General features: G+C 64.9%; 17 protein-coding genes. 12 read left to right on the plus strand and 5 right to left on the minus strand.

The window, feature by feature from the left end; genetic code table 11:
• Window positions 1-8 precede the first annotated feature (8 nt).
• The 3 genes from ACIQ3B_RS10465 to ACIQ3B_RS10475 are packed head-to-tail and all read left to right on the plus strand — an operon-like array spanning window position 9 to window position 2961.
• A complete protein-coding gene (locus tag ACIQ3B_RS10465) occupies window positions 9-557 on the plus strand; it encodes a shikimate kinase (protein WP_397402278.1) in 549 nt (182 codons plus the stop codon).
• Window positions 554-1666, plus strand: a complete 1113-nt coding sequence (aroB, locus tag ACIQ3B_RS10470; RefSeq protein WP_397402280.1) for a 3-dehydroquinate synthase — start codon at window positions 554-556, stop codon at window positions 1664-1666. The genes ACIQ3B_RS10465 and aroB overlap by 4 nt, the downstream gene beginning before the upstream one ends.
• Window positions 1663-2961: an HlyC/CorC family transporter gene (locus tag ACIQ3B_RS10475; protein WP_397402282.1), complete on the plus strand. Its 1299-nt coding sequence runs from the start codon at window positions 1663-1665 to the stop codon at window positions 2959-2961. The genes aroB and ACIQ3B_RS10475 overlap by 4 nt, the downstream gene beginning before the upstream one ends.
• A gap of 5 nt (window positions 2962-2966) precedes the next feature.
• On the opposite strand, the gene ACIQ3B_RS10480 is transcribed toward ACIQ3B_RS10475, so the two are convergent.
• Window positions 2967-3218: a DUF3297 family protein gene (locus tag ACIQ3B_RS10480; RefSeq protein WP_397402284.1), complete on the minus strand. Its 252-nt coding sequence runs from the start codon at window positions 3216-3218 to the stop codon at window positions 2967-2969.
• A gap of 225 nt (window positions 3219-3443) precedes the next feature.
• On the opposite strand from ACIQ3B_RS10480, the gene ACIQ3B_RS10485 reads away from it, so the two are divergent.
• Complete coding sequence (locus ACIQ3B_RS10485) at window positions 3444-5525, plus strand: DPP IV N-terminal domain-containing protein (RefSeq protein ID WP_397402286.1); 2082 nt, start codon at window positions 3444-3446, stop codon at window positions 5523-5525.
• A gap of 6 nt (window positions 5526-5531) precedes the next feature.
• Here the strand turns inward: ACIQ3B_RS10485 and ACIQ3B_RS10490 are convergent, their stop codons facing one another.
• The 3 genes from ACIQ3B_RS10490 to ACIQ3B_RS10500 form a co-directional block, all read right to left on the minus strand.
• Entirely contained in the window at window positions 5532-6281 is a 750-nt protein-coding gene (locus tag ACIQ3B_RS10490; RefSeq protein WP_397402288.1) for a class I SAM-dependent methyltransferase, read from the minus strand.
• Between the two features lie 81 nt (window positions 6282-6362).
• Window positions 6363-7568 carry a PEPxxWA-CTERM sorting domain-containing protein gene (locus tag ACIQ3B_RS10495; protein ID WP_397402290.1) on the minus strand — a complete coding sequence of 402 codons (1206 nt, stop codon included), beginning with the start codon at window positions 7566-7568 and terminating at the stop codon, window positions 6363-6365.
• Window positions 7565-7858: a hypothetical protein gene (locus ACIQ3B_RS10500; RefSeq protein WP_397402292.1), complete on the minus strand. Its 294-nt coding sequence runs from the start codon at window positions 7856-7858 to the stop codon at window positions 7565-7567. The genes ACIQ3B_RS10495 and ACIQ3B_RS10500 overlap by 4 nt, the downstream gene beginning before the upstream one ends.
• A gap of 175 nt (window positions 7859-8033) precedes the next feature.
• On the opposite strand from ACIQ3B_RS10500, the gene ACIQ3B_RS10505 reads away from it, so the two are divergent.
• Entirely contained in the window at window positions 8034-8873 is an 840-nt protein-coding gene (locus tag ACIQ3B_RS10505) for a hypothetical protein (protein WP_397402294.1), read from the plus strand.
• 29 nt (window positions 8874-8902) lie between these two features.
• On the opposite strand, the gene ACIQ3B_RS10510 is transcribed toward ACIQ3B_RS10505, so the two are convergent.
• Window positions 8903-10042, minus strand: coding sequence for a hypothetical protein (locus tag ACIQ3B_RS10510; RefSeq protein ID WP_397402296.1), 1140 nt, complete (start codon window positions 10040-10042; stop codon window positions 8903-8905).
• A gap of 218 nt (window positions 10043-10260) precedes the next feature.
• Here ACIQ3B_RS10510 and ACIQ3B_RS10515 point away from each other — a divergent pair, with 218 nt between their 5' ends.
• From ACIQ3B_RS10515 to ACIQ3B_RS10545, 7 genes are all read left to right on the plus strand, one after another.
• Entirely contained in the window at window positions 10261-10611 is a 351-nt protein-coding gene (locus ACIQ3B_RS10515) for a hypothetical protein (RefSeq protein ID WP_397402298.1), read from the plus strand.
• Window positions 10612-10688: 77 nt separating this feature from the next.
• Window positions 10689-11477 (plus strand): phytanoyl-CoA dioxygenase family protein, encoded by a 789-nt coding sequence (locus ACIQ3B_RS10520; protein WP_397402300.1) that lies wholly within the window; start codon window positions 10689-10691, stop codon window positions 11475-11477.
• 369 nt (window positions 11478-11846) lie between these two features.
• Window positions 11847-13778, plus strand: a complete 1932-nt coding sequence (locus ACIQ3B_RS10525) for a DUF3604 domain-containing protein (protein WP_397402301.1) — start codon at window positions 11847-11849, stop codon at window positions 13776-13778.
• Between the two features lie 84 nt (window positions 13779-13862).
• Entirely contained in the window at window positions 13863-14642 is a 780-nt protein-coding gene (locus ACIQ3B_RS10530) for a peptidyl-prolyl cis-trans isomerase (protein ID WP_397402309.1), read from the plus strand.
• Complete coding sequence (locus ACIQ3B_RS10535) at window positions 14639-15652, plus strand: HupE/UreJ family protein (RefSeq protein WP_397402303.1); 1014 nt, start codon at window positions 14639-14641, stop codon at window positions 15650-15652. Before ACIQ3B_RS10530 ends, ACIQ3B_RS10535 begins: the two co-directional genes overlap by 4 nt.
• Window positions 15653-16202: 550 nt before the next feature.
• Window positions 16203-17207: an SDR family NAD(P)-dependent oxidoreductase gene (locus ACIQ3B_RS10540; RefSeq protein ID WP_397402305.1), complete on the plus strand. Its 1005-nt coding sequence runs from the start codon at window positions 16203-16205 to the stop codon at window positions 17205-17207.
• Window positions 17208-17287: 80 nt separating this feature from the next.
• The coding region (locus ACIQ3B_RS10545) for a sulfatase-like hydrolase/transferase (RefSeq protein ID WP_397402307.1) at window positions 17288-17647 on the plus strand (360 nt) is incomplete at its 3' end.

The raw sequence follows: 17647 nt of genomic DNA on the forward strand, positions 1-17647 counted from the left end.
CATCGTTTATGGACCGCTACGAACCGCTTCGCCGCCGCACCATCGCACTCGTCGGCCTCATGGGGGTCGGCAAGTCGAGCGTCGGTCGGCGTCTGGCCGCCCTCCTGGACCTGCCATTCCGCGACGCCGACACCGAGGTGGAAACCGCGGCCGGACGGTCAATACCCGAGATCTTCGCTGATCTCGGCGAAGGGGCTTTCCGTGACGGTGAACGCAGGGTGATCGCTCGATTGCTGGAAGGGCCGCCCGTCATCCTGGCCACCGGCGGCGGCGCGTTCATGAGTCCGGAAACCCGTGAGATCATCAAGGACCGCGCTGTGTCCGTCTGGCTGAAAGCTGATCTTGAGCTCCTCGCGCGCCGCGTCGGGCGCAAGGAGACGCGCCCCCTGCTGATCGGCAAGGACCCGCTGGAGGTTCTCAGGGAGCAGGCGGCGGCGCGCTATCCGGCCTATGCCGAGGCCGATATCGTCGTTGAAACGGGCGACACTGCCCATCAGGTCACCGTGATGGCGGTGGTCAAGGCGTTGGCCGATCATCTGGGTGAGTCTGTCGAATGAACCGCACCATCGCCGTCGGACTGGGGGATCGCGCCTACGATGTCCAGGTCGGCCAGGGCCTGCTGGACGCCGCCGGCCGTCTGATTGCGCCGTTCCAGTCGCGTGGCCGCACGGCCGTGGTCAGCGACGAGACCGTCTGGGCCCTGCACGGCGCGCGATTGATGGCCTCGTTGGCCAAGGCGGGCGTCGAAGCCCTGCCGGTGATCGTGGCGCCCGGCGAACAGACCAAGAGTTTCGAGGGGTTGGCCGACGTATCGGACCGGCTTCTTGCACTGGAACTGGACCGGGGGGATCTGATTACCGCTTTCGGGGGCGGCGTGGTTGGCGACCTCGCGGGCTTTGCGGCCGCCATCTACAAGCGCGGGATAGACTTCGTGCAGATCCCCACCACCCTGCTGGCTCAGGTCGACAGTTCCGTGGGCGGCAAGACCGCCATCGACACCGCGCGCGGCAAGAACCTGGTCGGCGCCTTCCACCAGCCGCGCCTGGTCCTGGCGGACCTGGACGTTCTGGGCACCCTGCCCGTCCGTGAGATGCGGGCCGGCTACGCCGAGGTGATCAAGTACGGCTTGCTCGGTGATATGGCGTTCTTCGAGTGGTTGGAAACAAATGGCGCCGCCGTGATCGCCCGGGATCCTTCGGTGCTGCTCCACGCCGTCGGGCGTTCGGTGGAAATGAAGGCTGAGATCGTCGCCGAGGATGAGCGCGAGCAAGGTCGACGCGCGCTGCTGAACCTCGGCCACACCTTCGCCCACGCTCTGGAGGCGGAGAACGGCTATGGCGACGGGCTGCGGCATGGCGAGGCGGTCGGCGCGGGCATGGCGCTGGCGTTCCGCTTCTCGGCCTCGCTAGGGCTGATCCCGGGCCAGGACGCCCAGCGGGCCACCCGCGCCATTGGCGCCGCCGGGCTTCCCACCCGGATGTCCGAGGTTGCCGGTCACCCGTTCCGGGCGGAGCGGATGATCGCCCACATGTCTCAGGACAAGAAAGCCGAGGCCGGTCGGCTGACCTTCATTCTCGCCCACGCTCTTGGCGATGCCTTTGTCGCCCGAAACGTGGATGCAAACGCGGTTCGCGATTTCCTGTTCCTGGAGGGAGCTATCCCTTGAATACGGTTCTGGCCACCCTGCTCGCCCTGGCGCCAACGCTGGTCGTTCTGCTCACGCTCTCCGGTCTGATCTCGGCGGCGGAAACCTCGATGACTGCGGCTTCGCGGGGCCGTATGCACCAACTGGAGCGGGACGGCGACCGCGCAGCGCGGCGCGTCAACCGGCTGATCGGCGACCAGGAGAACATGATCGGCGCGATCCTGCTGTCGAACAACGTCCTGAATATCTTCGCCTCGGCCCTGACGACGGCCGTGCTGACGTCCCTCTTTCCAACAGGGTCTGTCGCTGGCCCCCTGATCGCCACCGGAGTCATGACCGTACTGGTCGTGGTGTTCGCCGAAATCCTGCCCAAGACGCTGGCCATCGCCCGGCCGGATGATGTGGCGCGGACGCTTTCGATCCCGACCTACTGGACCGTGCGGATCTTCGGGCCACTGGCGCGGACCGCCCAATGGATCGTGCGCCAGACGCTGCGCCCCTTCGGCATAAAGCTCGACATGGAGACGGATGTCCTGGCTGCTCACGAGGAGATCCGCGGCTCGGTAGAATATCACTACTCCGAGGGCCTGGTGGAGACCAGGGACCGCGACATGCTGGGCGGCGTTCTTGATCTGGCCGAGATGGATGTGACCGAGGTGATGGTCCACCGCCGCTCGATGATGACGGTCGATGGCGGACTGCCGCCCCGGCGCATCCTGGCAGAGGCGTTGGAGAGCCGACACACCCGGCTGCCGATCTACCGCAATGAACCCGAAAACATCATAGGCATCCTGCACGTCAAGGATCTGCTGGGCGCCTTGGCTCAGAATGACGGCCGGATCGACGCGCTGGATATCCCGGCCATCCTTCGCGCGCCCTGGTTTGTGCCCGAGACAACATCGCTCAAGGATCAGCTGGCTGCGTTCCTGAAGGCCCAGAACCACTTTGCACTCGTCGTCGACGAATACGGCGCCATCCAGGGTCTGATCACCCTTGAAGACATCCTCGAGGAGATCGTCGGCGAGATCGAGGACGAACACGATACGGTGGCCGCCGGCGTGAAACCTGACGACGACGGCTCATTCCTGGTCGAAGGCTCGGTGACCATCCGCGATCTGAACCGGGCCATGAACTGGGAGCTGCCGGACGAGGAGGCCGTGACAATTGCAGGGCTGCTGATCCACGAAGCCCAGTCGATTCCCGACGTCGGTCAGACCTTCACCTTCCACAACCACCGCTTCACCGTGGAGGCGCGCAAGGGCGCACGGCTTACCCGCCTGAGGATCGAACCGCTGCCACCGCGCGACGAGGACTGAAGAAATCAGCCTTCGCGGAAATAGGGCTCTACCGGTCCCTGAAGCTTCATGGTCAACGGATTACCGTGCCGGTCCTTTGACGCGCCGACAGACAGCCGCACCCAGCCCTCGCTGACGCAGTATTCCTCGACATTGGTTTTGTCCTGACCCTTGAAACGCACGCCGACGTTCCGTTGCAGGATAGCCTCGTCATAGAACGGGCTGTCCGGATTGACGCTCAGGCGGTCGGGAAGGGCGGGAATGGTCTCTTCGCTCATGTCCGGGAGGTCGCATGCCTTGCGCCCGGGTTCAAGGCTCCAGCGATTTTACACCGGAACCCCCGCCGCGATTGCCAAGCCGCGACTGAGCCTGTTCAAGGTCGGATATGAAACTCGCCACCGCCGCTCTTGCGGCCCTGATCATTGCAGCCCCCGCCATGGCCGAAAACCTGCCTCCCCAGCGCATCTTCGAGAGTCCCGATATCTCCGGCCCGCGCGCGGGGCGTGAAGCTGTCGCCAGACGGCAAGTCTGTCACCTACATCAAGACCCGCGCCGACGACCTGAGGGTTACCGACCTGTGGGTCGCTGACGTGGCCGGAGGCAAGCCGCGGATGCTGCTGGACGGCAAGAAGCTGGCGCCGACCGAACGCGATCTTTCGGAGGCGGAGAAGGCGCGACGTGAACGCCTCGGCGTCGCCACGCGCGGTGTCATCGACTACGCCTGGGACAGTCTGGGCCGGGTGATCCTGGCCCCTGTCGAAGGCGACATCTGGCTCTATGATGTGAACTCAGGAACGGCCCGACAGGTCACCACGACCCCCGGCGACGAAATCGACGCCAAGATCTCACCCAGAGGCGGTTATGTGTCCTATGTCCGGGACGACAATCTCTACATCACGCCGGTCACCGGCGGGGCCGAGCGCGCCCTCAGCGAGGGTGGAACCGAGTTGAAGAGCTGGGCCACTGCGGATTTCATCGCCCAGGAAGAGATGCAGCGCTACACCGGCTATTGGTGGAGCCCGGATGATCAGGCTGTTGCGCTGGCCTTTGTGGACCAGACCGGCGTGGACATCGTGGACCGACCTGAAGTCAACGCCACTGGCGCCAATGTCGTCCCGCAACGCTTCCCCCGCCCCGGTCGGCCCAACGTCCGTGTGGAACTCTATGTGCAGCCGCTGACCGGCCCGCGCATCAAGGTGGATCTGGGCGAAAATCCGGACATCTATCTGGCGCGCGTCAACTGGTCGAAGGATGGCAAGACCCTCTACGTGCAGCGTCAGACGCGAGACCAGCGACGGCTCGACCTGCTGGCCATTGATCCGGCCAACGGCAAAGGTCGGGTGATCCTGACCGAGACCAGCCCGCACTGGGTCGACCTTACCGATGATTTCCGCCCGCTGACCGGAGGATCGTTCCTCTGGACCTCCGAACGGTCCGGCTATGTCCATATCTACCTCTATGCTGCGGACGGGACGCTGATCCGGCAGGTCACACGGGGTGACTGGCCAGTGGCTGAAATCGAGGGCGTGGACGAGGCCAGATCGACGGTCATCTTCTCGGCCTCGCGGGACACACCTATCGAAAACCGTGTGTACGCCGTCTCCTATGCAAAGCCGGGTGAACCCCTGGCGCTGACGGCGGCGGGCGGCCTGTGGGGTGTGACGGTCGCCCACAAGGGGGGCGCGTTCGTCGGAACCTACACCGACCCGAAGACCCCGCCCCAGACCGCGCTCTATCAATCGGACGGGACGCGGGTGCGCTGGATCGAGGAAAACGCGCTTAAGCCAGGACATCCCTACTGGCCCTACGTCGCAAACCTGCGTGAACCGGGGTTCGGAACCATCAAGGCGGCTGACGGCCAGGATCTTTACTGGTCAATGCGGACACCGCCGGGATTCGATCCGGCCAGGACCTACCCTGTGATCGTCTCGGTCTATGGCGGGCCGAGCGCTCAGATGGTGCAAAAGGCCTGGGCGTCGCCGGAAGACCAGAACCTGCTGGATGCCGGCTACATCCTGTTCGAACTGGACAATCGCGGCTCGGCAAACCGCAGCGCGGCCTTCAAAACCGTACTCGACCGCAAGATGGGCCAACTGGAGGTCGACGACCAGATCGCCGGCGCCCGGTATCTCCAGAGCCTGCCTTATGTAGACAAGGACCGGATCGGGGTCACCGGATGGTCCTACGGCGGCTACATGACTCTCCTGTTGCTGACCGCGCCGGATACGCCTTTCAAGGCAGGAGTTGCGGGCGCGCCGGTCACCGACTGGAAACTCTATGACACTCACTACACCGAACGTTATATGGGTACGCCCGCCGATAACGCCGCCGGGTATACAGCCTCGGAGGTGGTGTCGCGATTGCCACGGCTGAATCCCGGATCACTGCTGATCATTCACGGCATGGCCGATGACAACGTCACCTTCGACCACACCACCCGCGTGCTCTTCGCCCTTCAGGCGGCGGGGACCCCGTTTGAGACCATGGTCTATCCAGGTCTGCGGCACCGCGGCGGATGGACGCCCACCAACCGCAAGCACCGGGCAATGCAGACGCTGGACTTCTTCGACCGCAAACTGAAGTGAACAGGCCTACTTCGGCTTGCGGAACTTCATCACGAACTGATCGGTCTTGCCGCGAATGGCTGGCGAGAACACGTTGGCGGTCTTCGGATCTTCCGGCGCGGCCAGCATGGCGCTCTCGGCCTCCAGCCTGAAACCGGCGGCCTCGACCTCCTTGCGAACAATCGCAGGATCGATCCGGTGGATCTTGTCCGCCGCCTCAAGACCCGAGCCTGCCAACGCGGTGTGGTCAACGATCAGATAGATGCCACCGGGCTTCAGCGACTTGAACACCTCGGCGTTCACCTTCGTCGCCGTGTCGGCCGGGAACGGCTTCAGATGCAGATCATGATAGTTCTGCACGGTCAGCACCAGATCCACACCGTCCGGGAGGTCGAGCGCGCCGAAGGTCGAGGTCAGCGGAACCACATTGGCGTAGGCGGCGGCCACCTTCTTCTGGTTCTCGCCATAGCTGGCCTGGAACTGGATGAACTCGGCCGGCTGGTAGCCGATGACCTGCCCCTTGGGGCCGACTACGCCCGAAAGGATTCGGGTGAAGTAGCCGCCGCCCATCACCAGATCCACGACTTTGCCACCGGTCTTGATCTCGCCCATCGCCAGCAGTTCGCCGGGCTTGCGGGGCCCATCGCGGGCGCTGTCCTCGGCGGGCCGGGCTTTGTCAGCAAGCGCAGCGGCGACATTGGCCGGTACAGCCCCCTGGACGGATCCGGCGCCCAGCGTCACCACAGCAACGGCAGCTGTCATCCATCTACGGCTCATGCGCGGATCTCTCTGACGTTTCTGTCTGGAGAGCCTAGCACCACGACCGCCCTTGGCCATCGCCAATTTCAGGCGATGCTCTCAGGCCTGAACGAGGCTACTGGCGCGGCGCCTGCGGATCAGATAGCCGACCGCGCCAAATCCCAGGATCATCATCGCCCATGTCTGCGGCTCGGGCACCGGCGCCAGGGGGGCGTCCAGTGGCCCAGCCCCGCCCACTGGAGGCCCGGCAAACAAGGGGATGCTGCCGCTACCGCCGCCGCCAAACGGACTGCCCGGACCAGCCGGACCACCGGGCGAACCGGCAGTCGGCGCAGGACCATCATTGGGCATCTCAAACGGATCATCTGGCGTGTCTGGCGGACCGAAAGGGTCATCGCCGGGCTTCGGGGTTTCTTCGCCTGGTCCGGTCGGCAGATCACCGCCACCTGGACCGGGACCGCCGCCGCCGCCGCCGCCGCCGATACCACCGGAGCCACCACCAGCTCCGCCGCCGGAACCTCCGCCAAAACCAAAGCCGAGACCGTCACCGCCTGCCGGGGGATCAAGGAAGGTAAGACCGCCCTCGCCACCAGTCGGGCCCACAGCCCCACCGGAGCCCGCACCCGTCCCGCCGCCAGCTAGCGGGGATTGGCCCGGGTCGAACCCGTAATTCTGTGTCTCTGGCGGGGTCAGGTTGCCCGGGTTGAAGGTCGTCATGGGGCCAGTCTGTCCAGAGCCCGCGCCGGGGTCGCCTGCGCCACCACCGCCACTACCTTGGTCGCCAGCGCCGCCGGAACCTGCGCTGCCGCCGCCGAGAAACGCACTCAGACGTCCGCCATCCAGTGCGCTATTGCCTCCCATCAGGGTCGGCACGGCCAGGGTGGCAGCCAACATCATCATGCCCGCAACCATGCCGCGCCGGGAAGTGCGGCGACGGCAGGGCACGGCGTCGCAGACTTGCGCCTGCAGCGCCGGATGCCAGGGAACCAGCGGACAAATCTCGCCGTCGGGGCCCATCAGGCGACCCGGCCACATCCAGGCCCACAACCAGCTCACGCGCCACCAGCGCGATAGGAAACGATCCAGCGTGTAGCTGAAAAGCCGACCGCCACGCCCCGTGGGCTCCGCGCGGGTGAAATCGCGCTGCAAGGGTCTGGGCCAGATCGCTGCGACCAACGCAAACCACCAAAGCGCGCCAACGCGTCTGCGCTTAGATCTCAGCGGTTCAGGCCATAGCCAGGTGAGCAGGCTTACCAGCAGGGCCGGTCTCAGCGCGGGCGGGACATCAAAATGGGTCGCGGTCATGGGCGGCTCGCCTCGGAGCCACAGAGACTCACGCCGTCACTCATCTTGAACATCGCCGTATCATCTGGTCCGAAGAAATACCCCGAGATCACATATTCATGGGAGTTGCGTGAGATGGTCTTCCCTGAAAATCGTCCTGAATCCATTAAATTGGCAGACGTTGACAGCTCTTCTTCTAGATCGTGCGAGCATTTACTAAAGATCGTGGAAACCATATCGACGCGGAAATTTGGTCGATGTTGAGCGCTATAGGGTCGCGCCGGATTTCTGAGCCTGGAATCGGTCATCATGCTGAACGCTCCCATTCTGGGACCTTTGGCTGCATTTCAGACCAGTAACTGCAAAGATCGTGCAACCTCCCGGAGACGTCAGCGCGCCCGGATGACATTCCCGACACCGGGAGCGATAAGGACACATACGAGACGGAGTCCCGGTCAGATGCGGCGGATCGCCCCAAGCGTTCTGATGTTTGTTCTTCTCTGGGCCCTGCCGGCCGCGGCCCGTGAATGCGACAGAGCCTGCGCCGGGCAGGCTGCTGAGGCCGCGCTGGCGGCGCTGCAGACCGGCCAGGCCGGCAAGGTGTTGCCGCGCGGAGTCCGGATCACCGAGAATGGCCGCGACATCCGGCTGGCCGATAGCCAGCTTTTCGCCATTCGCCAGGTCACCGCGCGCCAGACCTATTCGGAGCCCCAGGCAGGCGCGGTCGGCATCATCGGTGCGGCCGAGGCCTACGGCGGCCCGGCGATTTTCGCCCTGCGCGTCAAGCTGAAGGGCGACCGCGTCAGCGAGATCGAAACTCTGGTTGTGCGGCGAACAGAGGCGCAGGCGTTCTCGCCCGGGACGTTCCGCAACCTGTCGGTCGACGCGGCGCCGAAGGCCACGGCGTTTCACAGTGCCCGGCTCGATCTGATTACTGTTGCAAACGCCTGGTTGGACGGATTTTCAGGTGCTCCCGCCGGGCCTGATCCGGCCGCATCCGACTGCGTTCTGTTCGACAATGGCGCGCGGTCGCCTTCGCCCTCGGCTTGCAGGGACTTGGCCGCGCTTCGAGGGCCGATCCGGGAGCGCCGGTTGGCGTTGTTTGACGAAGAACAAGGGGTCGTCTGGGCCTGGGCCATTGTCGACCATCCCGAGGCTATCGCCAGCGCCGGGAGACCTGGCCGGTCGATGGCGCGCAGTGTCCTGCTCGCCGCGCGCCTCAGGATTGATCGGGGACAGATTCAGGACATCGAGCTGGTCCAGAGAAACCTGACCTTCGGCGCAACCTCCGGGTGGGGCCCGCCAAAGCCGAAAAAGCGAACCTGAGGGTTCGGCTCAGAAGCCGCTACGGGCGATCAGTCTCCGCCGGTTTTCGCGCGCGCCTGAGCAGGCGCTGCAGCCGCCGCTGCCTTGGCGGCTGCAGCCGCGGCTTCGGCCGCTTCCTTCTCCTTCTGGCGTGCGCCGCCCAGTATACCCGGCATGGCGTAGTTCCCCTCGTGGCACGCATACTCATAGGTGCGCCCGTTCAGAGTCAGGAACGTGTACTCACCGCCCCAGGGCTGTTCCCAGGTGTCCGGATCTTCCACCAGGAAGCGGTAGAGGATCTTGTCCTTGTTCAGCCGGGTGAACCACTCGGTCACCTTCAGATTCTTCCAGGAGCCCATGAAATTCTGGGCCTCGGGGATATTGATCGTCTCGACCACAAGGGTGTCACCCTCATAGCGGCCAATGGAATCGCCCATCCAGCGGCGAGGACCATCAGGGCCGTGCTTGTCAGTCAGCCGGATGATCCGCGCATCGTGGATCATCTCCACCTCGATCACCACGGCGTCCGGGGTCTGCAGGATCTGGTAGTTGTTGTTGTAGTAGCCGTTGGGCAGCATGGGCGGGCCATTGTTTCGGCCAAACCCCGTTATGCATCGCTCGCCCAGCGGACGGGTTTCATAGCTGTCGTAGATATCCCGGAAGTCGCCAAACCCCTTGGGTCTGGGGGCGCCAGCCTTGCGCGGCGCCGGCAGACCATTGGGTGTGGTCAGGATCGAGGTCCGGTACTGGCCGTTGATCTCGACCAGATGGGTGCCCGGATCGATCCAGAAAGTATTGTAGCCACCAGTGTCCCCGCCGGCGGCAATGAAATCGGGTCGGATCTCCACAAGTTTGGACGTCAGGCTTTCGGCCTGGACTTTCTCCGGCGAGGCATCAACGTCCGTGGGCCCGTCAAACTCCGCCAGGGCCTTTGCCCAGACCTTCTCAAATCCCTTGGCCTCTTCGGCCGTAAGGGCCGCCTTGTTGGATATACGCGCGTTACGGGTGAGCGGCGTGAGCGTGGCGTTGCTCCAGTATCCCGAGAGGTCGGGCTGGCCCATGGCGTTGCGGGTTGGCTTCCAGGCCGGAGCCTTCGCCGCCTTGACGGCGGCTGCCTCGGCAAACGCAGCGCCCGCATGACCGCTAAGGCCAAGCGCCAAACCAAGGACCACGACCACGGCGCGTCGCATGACAGCAATCTCCCTATGACGTCTTTTGTCAGATCTTGTTGCGCCAAACCTACCACCGTTCCGAAGACGGACGGAAGACCGAAGCACGCGAGGCCCGACGTCGACCGCCGCCACAGGCTGCGCCCGTAATTTGGGCGCCGGGGCAATTGAACTCCGATTGAGCCATTGCGCCACGAAGCGTCGCGCAACGCCGAGCTACACTGCGCGCCACCGCCGGAATGGTGCTGGACTTCAAGGCGAACAAGGCCCGCATGGCCGCCGTGGCGGGCTCGGGCTTTGCCACCGCGACGGATCTTGCCGACTGGATGGTGCAGCGTCTGAACATCCCCTTCCGCGAGGCGCACCACCTGACAGGGGTCGCGGTCCGGCTGGCCGAAACTCGCGGGGTCGACCTGCCGCAACTGACCCTGAAACAGCTTCAGGGCGTCCACCCGGGCATCACCCCTGACGTCTTTGGCGTCCTGACGGCACAGGCCTCCAGCGCCAGTCGCTCATCCTATGGCGGCACGGCCCCGGCCCAGGTGCGGCTTCAGGTCCAGCGTTGGAAGGGTGTGCTGGCTTCGACCTAGAGTCCGGGCTCGCGTTGCAGCGCTCGTGCGGATCGACTAGCCGTTTGCGCGAGAGTCCCAGCAACCTTGGAGCAGCCATGCGGCGGCACGATCGCAACACGGATTTCAGGTGGCGCGCCTCGAGCGGGCCGCGTCGCCGCCTGTCGGAAGCCCAGGCGCGACAGTATGACGAAGACGGATATTTTCTGCTCGAGGGCGTGTTCAGCGCTGACGAACTGGCTGCCGTTCGCGACGCCATCGATCCGATGGAGCGCGAGGGCGAGGACATCCTTCGCCAGCGTCAAGGCGGCAAGACCTTTATCGCCAAGGCCGACGCCATCACCTTCACCATCCATCTGGTGAAGCGCTCGGAGGCGCTGAAGGCCTTCAGTCGCCACCGCGTGTTCAGCGATATTGTGCATGACACCCTGGGCGCCGGCGCGCGGCTCTACTGGGATCAGGCGGTGTACAAAAAGCCCGGCAATCCCGAGGAATTCCCCTGGCATCAGGATAATGGCTACACCTTCACCGAGCCGCAGCAGTATCTCACCTGCTGGGTCCCGCTGAATGACGCGACGCTGGAGAACGGCTGCCCCTGGGTGGCGCCGGGCCTGCACCAGATGGGCACGCTGCACCATGAACTGACGCCGCTGGGTCTGGAATGCCTGAAGTCTCCGGCAGACACAGTTCCGGTCCCCGCCAGGGCGGGCGACGTGGTGGTGTTTTCCTCACTGACCCCGCACCGCACCGGCCCCAACCTCACCGGTGAAACCCGGAAGTCCTACATTCTGCAGTACGCGCCGGACGGGGCGGTGGTGCATGAAGCCGACGGTCGGAGCGCGCTAGCGAACGATCCGGACCGTCAGTACTATGTGGACACGTCCTAGAACTTGGCGTTGAGCTCCAGCGAGACCTGCTGCGGTTCATTCAGCGTGCAACGCAGCGCCGTACCGCCGGTCACCGTATTGTTGAGTCCGAAAGCGGCGTTGCTGGGCTGGGTGAAGATGCTGCGGCTGTCGCCAGCAGTATACGACGCATGATCATGTTTCCCCTGATGACCCGGCGCTCAATGACGCCGGATTCTGTAAATCCTGTTTTCGAACTGTAGGTTTGAAAACGCGGCCCGGTCAATATTCCGGAACTGGTCGCCAAGGCGCAAGATACAGCCGCGAACGGCGAAATGGGATTGCGGTAGGGTCTGGCCCGTTTTCGAAAAGTGGGGATATAGTCGAGCGAACAACGGGGGAGACGTTGAGATGACAAAAGCAAGGGCAACAGCCCTGCGATATGTCGCACCGGCTGTCGTGGTGGGGGCCTTGATCGCAGGCGCCGCGATCGGGGCGCAGACGGTTTCGAAACCGAAGACCACCTCCGCCGCCACGCTGGCCAAGCCTCGACCTGCGTCGCCAAAGGCTCGCCTGCCCGGCTACAATGAAGACCGCAACGCCTACTATGGCGACCTGCACGTCCACACCCAGCTTTCGTTCGACGCCTACATCTTCAACGTCCGTCGCACGCCGGACGACGCCTACCGGTTCGCCAAGGGCGAGGCCATCGGCCATGCCCAGGGCTACGAGATTCGTCTGGCGGGCGGGCCGCTGGACTTCGTCGCCGTCACCGACCACGCGGAGTACATCGGCGCGATCCGCGAGGCTGGCGATCCGAACAGCCCGCTGTCGAAGCTGCCGGTCACTCAGGGCCTGTTCAGTCCGGACCCCGCCGCGATCCGCGAGGCGTTTACCCGCGTGGTCACAGGATTCCGTAACAACTCCCTGCCGGCGGAATTCGATTCTCCGGCTATTGTCTCGAAGGCCTGGGGCGAGATCCGCGACGCGGCCGCCCGTCACAATGCGCCCGGTCGCTTCACCACCTTCATCGGCTATGAATACACGTCCGCTCCGGATGGCCGGAATCTCCACCGGAATGTGATCTTCAAAGGCTCCAAGGTGGTGGAGTTTCCCTACCATTCAAACATGTCCAAGGATCCCGAGGACCTGTGGCGCACCATGGACGGCTGGCGCGCCAATGGCATCGAGGCCCTGGCGATTCCGCACAACTCCAATGGCTCCGACGGCCTGATGTTCGACAGTGTGCGGCTCAACGGCAAGCCGATGGACAAGGCCTATTCCGATCTGCGGATGCGCAACGAGCCGCTGGTGGAAATGACCCAGATCAAGGGGACATCCGAGACCCATCCCTCGCTGTCGCCCAACGACGAATGGGCGAACTTCGAGATCATGGAAAGCTACATTGGTCAGGACAAACAGATCACCAAATTCCAGGGTGGCTATGTGCGCCGCGCGCTGCAGGACGGCATCGTCATGCGCCAGACCCAGGGCTTCAACCCCTTCAAGTTCGGCCTCATCGGGGCTTCTGACACGCACAATGCCGCACCGGGCACGGTCGAGGAGCCCAACTACTTCAGCAAGACCGGTCGCAATGACGGCACGCCGGAGTTGCGCGGTTCGGTACCGCCAAAGGCGGCTGCGGACTGGGAAGGCGCCGATCCCGCCAAGGCTGGCGGCCGGTTCCAGAGTTGGGGGGCTTCGGGGCTTGCGGGGGTCTGGGCTGAAGAGAACAGCCGCGAGGCGATCTATGCCGCCATGCGCCGCAAGGAGACGTTTGCGACCTCGGGCCCGCGCATCAAGGTGCGATTCTTCGCGGGCTACGATTTCCCCGCTGACCTCCTGACCCGCCCGGACACGGTGCGCCAGGCCTATGCCCACGGCGTGCCCATGGGCGGCGATCTGTTGCCGGCGGCGAACAAGGCGCCGAAGTTCCTCGTCTGGGCGGTGCGCGATCCCAGCTCCGGGTTCCTTCAGCGGGCCCAGGTGGTCAAGGGCTGGGTCGAGAACGGCGTGGCCAGGGAACAGGTCTTCGACGTGGCCTGCGCGGACGGCTTGAAGGTGGTGGGTGGCCGCTGCCCGTCGAATGGCGCGTCGGTGGATCTGAAGACCTGCCAGCCTGACCGCTTCAAGGGCGATGTCGAACTGCGCACCGTCTGGGCCGACCCGACGTTCAATCCGAAGCAGCGGGCCTTCTACTACGTCCGGGTGCTTGAAAACCCGTCCTGCCGCTGGTCTACCTGGGACGCGTTGCGGGCTGGCGTCGCCCGCAATCCCAAACTCCAGCCCACCGTCATGGAGCGGGCCTGGTCATCACCGATCTGGTTCGAGCCGACAGCCTGATCCGGGCAGCAGATGTCGTCTGATCAGCGCGTTGCGCATTCCTCGAGACTGCAACGGCTCCTTCGGGAGCCGTTGTTGCACTTCATGGTGATTGGTGCGGTGTTGTTCGCCGTGATCGCCATGGTGAGCGAACAGACCCGTCCGACGGTCCGGCTGGAGGCGCGCGACCTGGAGCAACTGGCCGCCTACTGGGAGATGCAGACCCAGCGACCGCCCACCCGCGACGAGTTGGCCTCCATCATCCAGGAGCGGGTCGACGAGGAACTGATGGCCCGCGAGGCCATCCGGCTTGGCCTCGACAAGGACGACATGATCATTCGCCGGCGTCTGGCCCAGAAGATGGCCTTCGCCAGCGAGGACGTCAGCACGATTCCGGCGCCGAGCGAGGCCAGGCTCCAGGCGTTCTACGAGGCCAACCGCGCCCGCTACGCAACACCGGCCCGGCTGGCGTTGCGCCACGTCTATTTCAATCAGGATCGGTCGGGGACAACACCGGCCGTTGCAGCCGCCGAAGCTCTGGCAAAGCTCAAGGCGGGCCAATCGGCGGGGGGCGATCCCGCCCTGCTGCCGCTGGCCTATGCCGACATCGCCGTGGCGGATCTGGCGCGTGACTACGGGCCGGCGTTCACCCAGGCCGCGCGCACGGCGCCGTTGGGAACCTGGGTCGGTCCGGTCGCCTCCCCCTATGGCGTTCACCTGATCCAGGTCCAGAACCGGCTGGCGTCCGAGGCCCTCCCCCTGGCGCAGGTACGCGCCGAGGTGATGGACGCCTGGATGGCCGAGCAGCGGCAGATCAAGAACCGCGCCTTCCGACAGGGCTTGCGCAAGAAATACAAGGTCGAGATCGCGGGACTGCCGAAATGAGGCCGACCGGCTTGTCTGTCTGGCTGGCCGTACTTGTCCTCTGGATTGGCTGGACGGCGGCGGCGGCGGCTCACGAGGTGCGCCCGGCGCTTGTCCAGATCGTGGCGACGGCGCCCGGCGATTATGAGGTCACCTGGAAACGCCCGGTGGTGGGTGACATGGCGCTGAGGCTGATTCCTCACCTCTCAGGCGGCGCGCTCGAGAAGCCGCCCGCGGCGGAACAGGTCGCGCCGGGCTATATGACCCGCGTCTGGCGGGTTCGCGGCGGCGCGCCGCTGGATGGCCAGACCCTGCGGATTGAAGGCCTCGAACACAGCGTCACCGATGTCCTCGTCCGGGTGTCCGCGCCAGCGGGCCGGTCGCTGGACATGGTGCTGCGGCCCTCAGATCCTGCCGTCCGTTTGAACCTGGCGCCCGCCAGGGGCATCGCCGTGCCCGGCTATCTAAAGCTGGGTGTCGAGCACATCCTGACCGGTTTCGACCATCTGTTGTTCGTGCTCGGTCTGCTGTTGTTGATCGGCCCGAACTGGCGACTGGTGAAGGCCGTGACGGCGTTCACGGCGGCCCACAGCATCACACTGGCGCTGGCGGCGCTGGGCTACTTGCGGTTCCCGTCGGCCGCGATCGAGGCGCTGGTGGCGCTCAGCATCCTGTTTGTGGCGGTGGAACTGACGACAAAGGGCCGCGTGGACCCGACACTGGCCCAACGACGCCCCTGGCTGATCGCCTTCCTGTTCGGGTTGTTGCACGGGATGGCGTTTGCCGGCGTCCTGGCCGACATCGGCCTGCCGCAAGGTGCGGCGGCGGAGGCGCTGCTGCTGTTCAACGTCGGCGTCGAGGTCGGCCAGTTGCTGTTCATCGCCGCGGTGCTGGCTGCCATGGCCTTAGGGCGGACAATATGGAAAGGTCGCGCCTGGACACTTCCGACCTGGAGCGTACGGGCGCCAGCGTACACCATCGGCGGACTATCAGCCTACTGGCTCATCGAGCGTACCCTGGCTGCGGTTTGAGGCCGTCCAGTGGCGAATGCACATTGTTCATCAGTGCCATTACGATTCCGCATGATTGAGTCTCTTCAATCCGTCACCCCGGCAACCATATCGAAGGTGCGGGACGGGCCCCTCTGACGATCCGGCGATCGTGATGTCGGACCGCATCGGGCGCGCCAGCCGGATGCAAGGCCTTTGCTCTCAATAAGGCGCGCCTCCATGAAGGAGGAGCTCAGATATGTATTTCGAAACCCAGCTTTTGGGATGGCCCAACACCTGGATGGAGGGCCACGTCGCGTGGTCCTCGCAGCCCAAGGGGTTAGCCGGTCAATACAAAGACAATCCAGAGATCAGGCCGCAGGCCGGTCTCGACACCCCGGCGCAGGGCGCCGCTCCGGTGGGGAGGGTCCAACCGTGACGAAACTGAACCAGACCAGGACAAACGTATGGAGCCTGACGGTCGCCTGGATGCTGGCTGCCTCGATCATCGGCCTGTGAATATGGCCCAATCCCGGCCGCGGAGATACTCTCTGCGGCTGATTTTCTCTGGACGACAGCAGGAGACATGCCGGTGCGTGATGATCGTAGTTTGAACCGAAGGGCTCTTCTGGGCGCGGCGTCGGTCGCGGCCACGGCCACGGCCATGGCGGCCGGTGCGGCGAAGGCCCAGGCTCCCACTTCCCTCGTCGGAAAGTCGGTGCTGATCACCGGGTCCAGCGCCGGATTTGGCCGGTTGACCGCCCTGCATCTGGCGGGCCTCGGCGCCACAGTTATCGCCTCCATGCGCAACCTCGACGGCGGGCGTCGCGCCGAGGCCGTGTCGCTGTTGCAGGAGGCCAAGGGGTTGCCGGGCAAGGTCCATCTGGTCGAGATCGACGTCACAAAGCCGGAGCAGATCAGGTCCGGCGTCGCCCAGGCCGAGCGCATCGCCGGTGGCGGCCTCGATGTTCTACTCAACAACGCCGGTATCGGCATCTCGGGTCCGATGGAGTTGCAGGACGACGCGGCGCTCGAACTGCAGATGCAGACCAACCTCTTGGGCAGCCTTCGCATGGCGCGTGCTGTGCTGCCCGGCATGCGTGCCCGGCGCGCAGGTCTGATCGTTCCCGTCTCGTCACAGCTGGGTCGGATCATCATGCCCAACATCGGCGCCTACTGCAGCAGCAAGTGGGGTCTGGAGGCAGCGTTCGAGGCCATGGCCTATGAGCTGGCGCCGCTGGGGGTCGAGGTGACCATTGTTCAGCCGGGCGGCTATCCTACGCGGATCTGGGAGTCCGGCGCCCGGACAGTTGAGGCGATGCTCGCCCGCAATGAGTCCGAGCGTCTCCAGGCCTATGCCCAGCACGTGGCCATGACCCGGGCTTCCATGCGTGCACCCCGAGGCGCCGACCCCATGGACATCCCGCGCGCCGTTTCCGAACTGATGGCCCTGCCTGCGGGCCAGCGCCCTCTGCGGCGGCCAGTACATCCGAACACCACGCTGAGCACCGCGGTCAACAAGGCCATGGCCGGCTTCCAGGCTCAGGCACTGGGTCAAGGGCCCTTCGCGCCCTGGCATTCGGCGGTGACGACCTGACCGACGGCCAGTGAATTTCCACTTCATATAATGACACTCGTTATGCCACTATAGCTTCGATCATGGCGCGGGGAGTGGTGATGTCACGGAAGCTCTGGTTCGGAGTCGCCGCTGTCGCGGCTGGAGCGGTCGCGCTGGCGGCCGTGAACTACAAGTCCGTCATCCTGTTCGCAGTCACCCAGGTCGGCCGTGAGGATATAGCGCCGAACCGCGAGGTGGTCTGGGCGCAGGGTCCGGCTACGCCATCCGCGGGCGATCGGCCGCCCAACGTGGTCGTGATCCTCGTCGACGATCTGGGGTTCAACGATATCAGTACTTTCGGCGGCGGTGTGGCGGGCGGCGCTGTACCTACCCCCAACATTGATGCCCTTGCCGCCCGGGGCGCAGCCATGACCCAGGCCTATTCCGGTACGGCGGCCTGCGCGCCTTCGCGCGCGATG

Source organism: Phenylobacterium sp. (genome assembly GCF_044358365.1).
Taxonomy (GTDB): domain Bacteria; phylum Pseudomonadota; class Alphaproteobacteria; order Caulobacterales; family Caulobacteraceae; genus Phenylobacterium.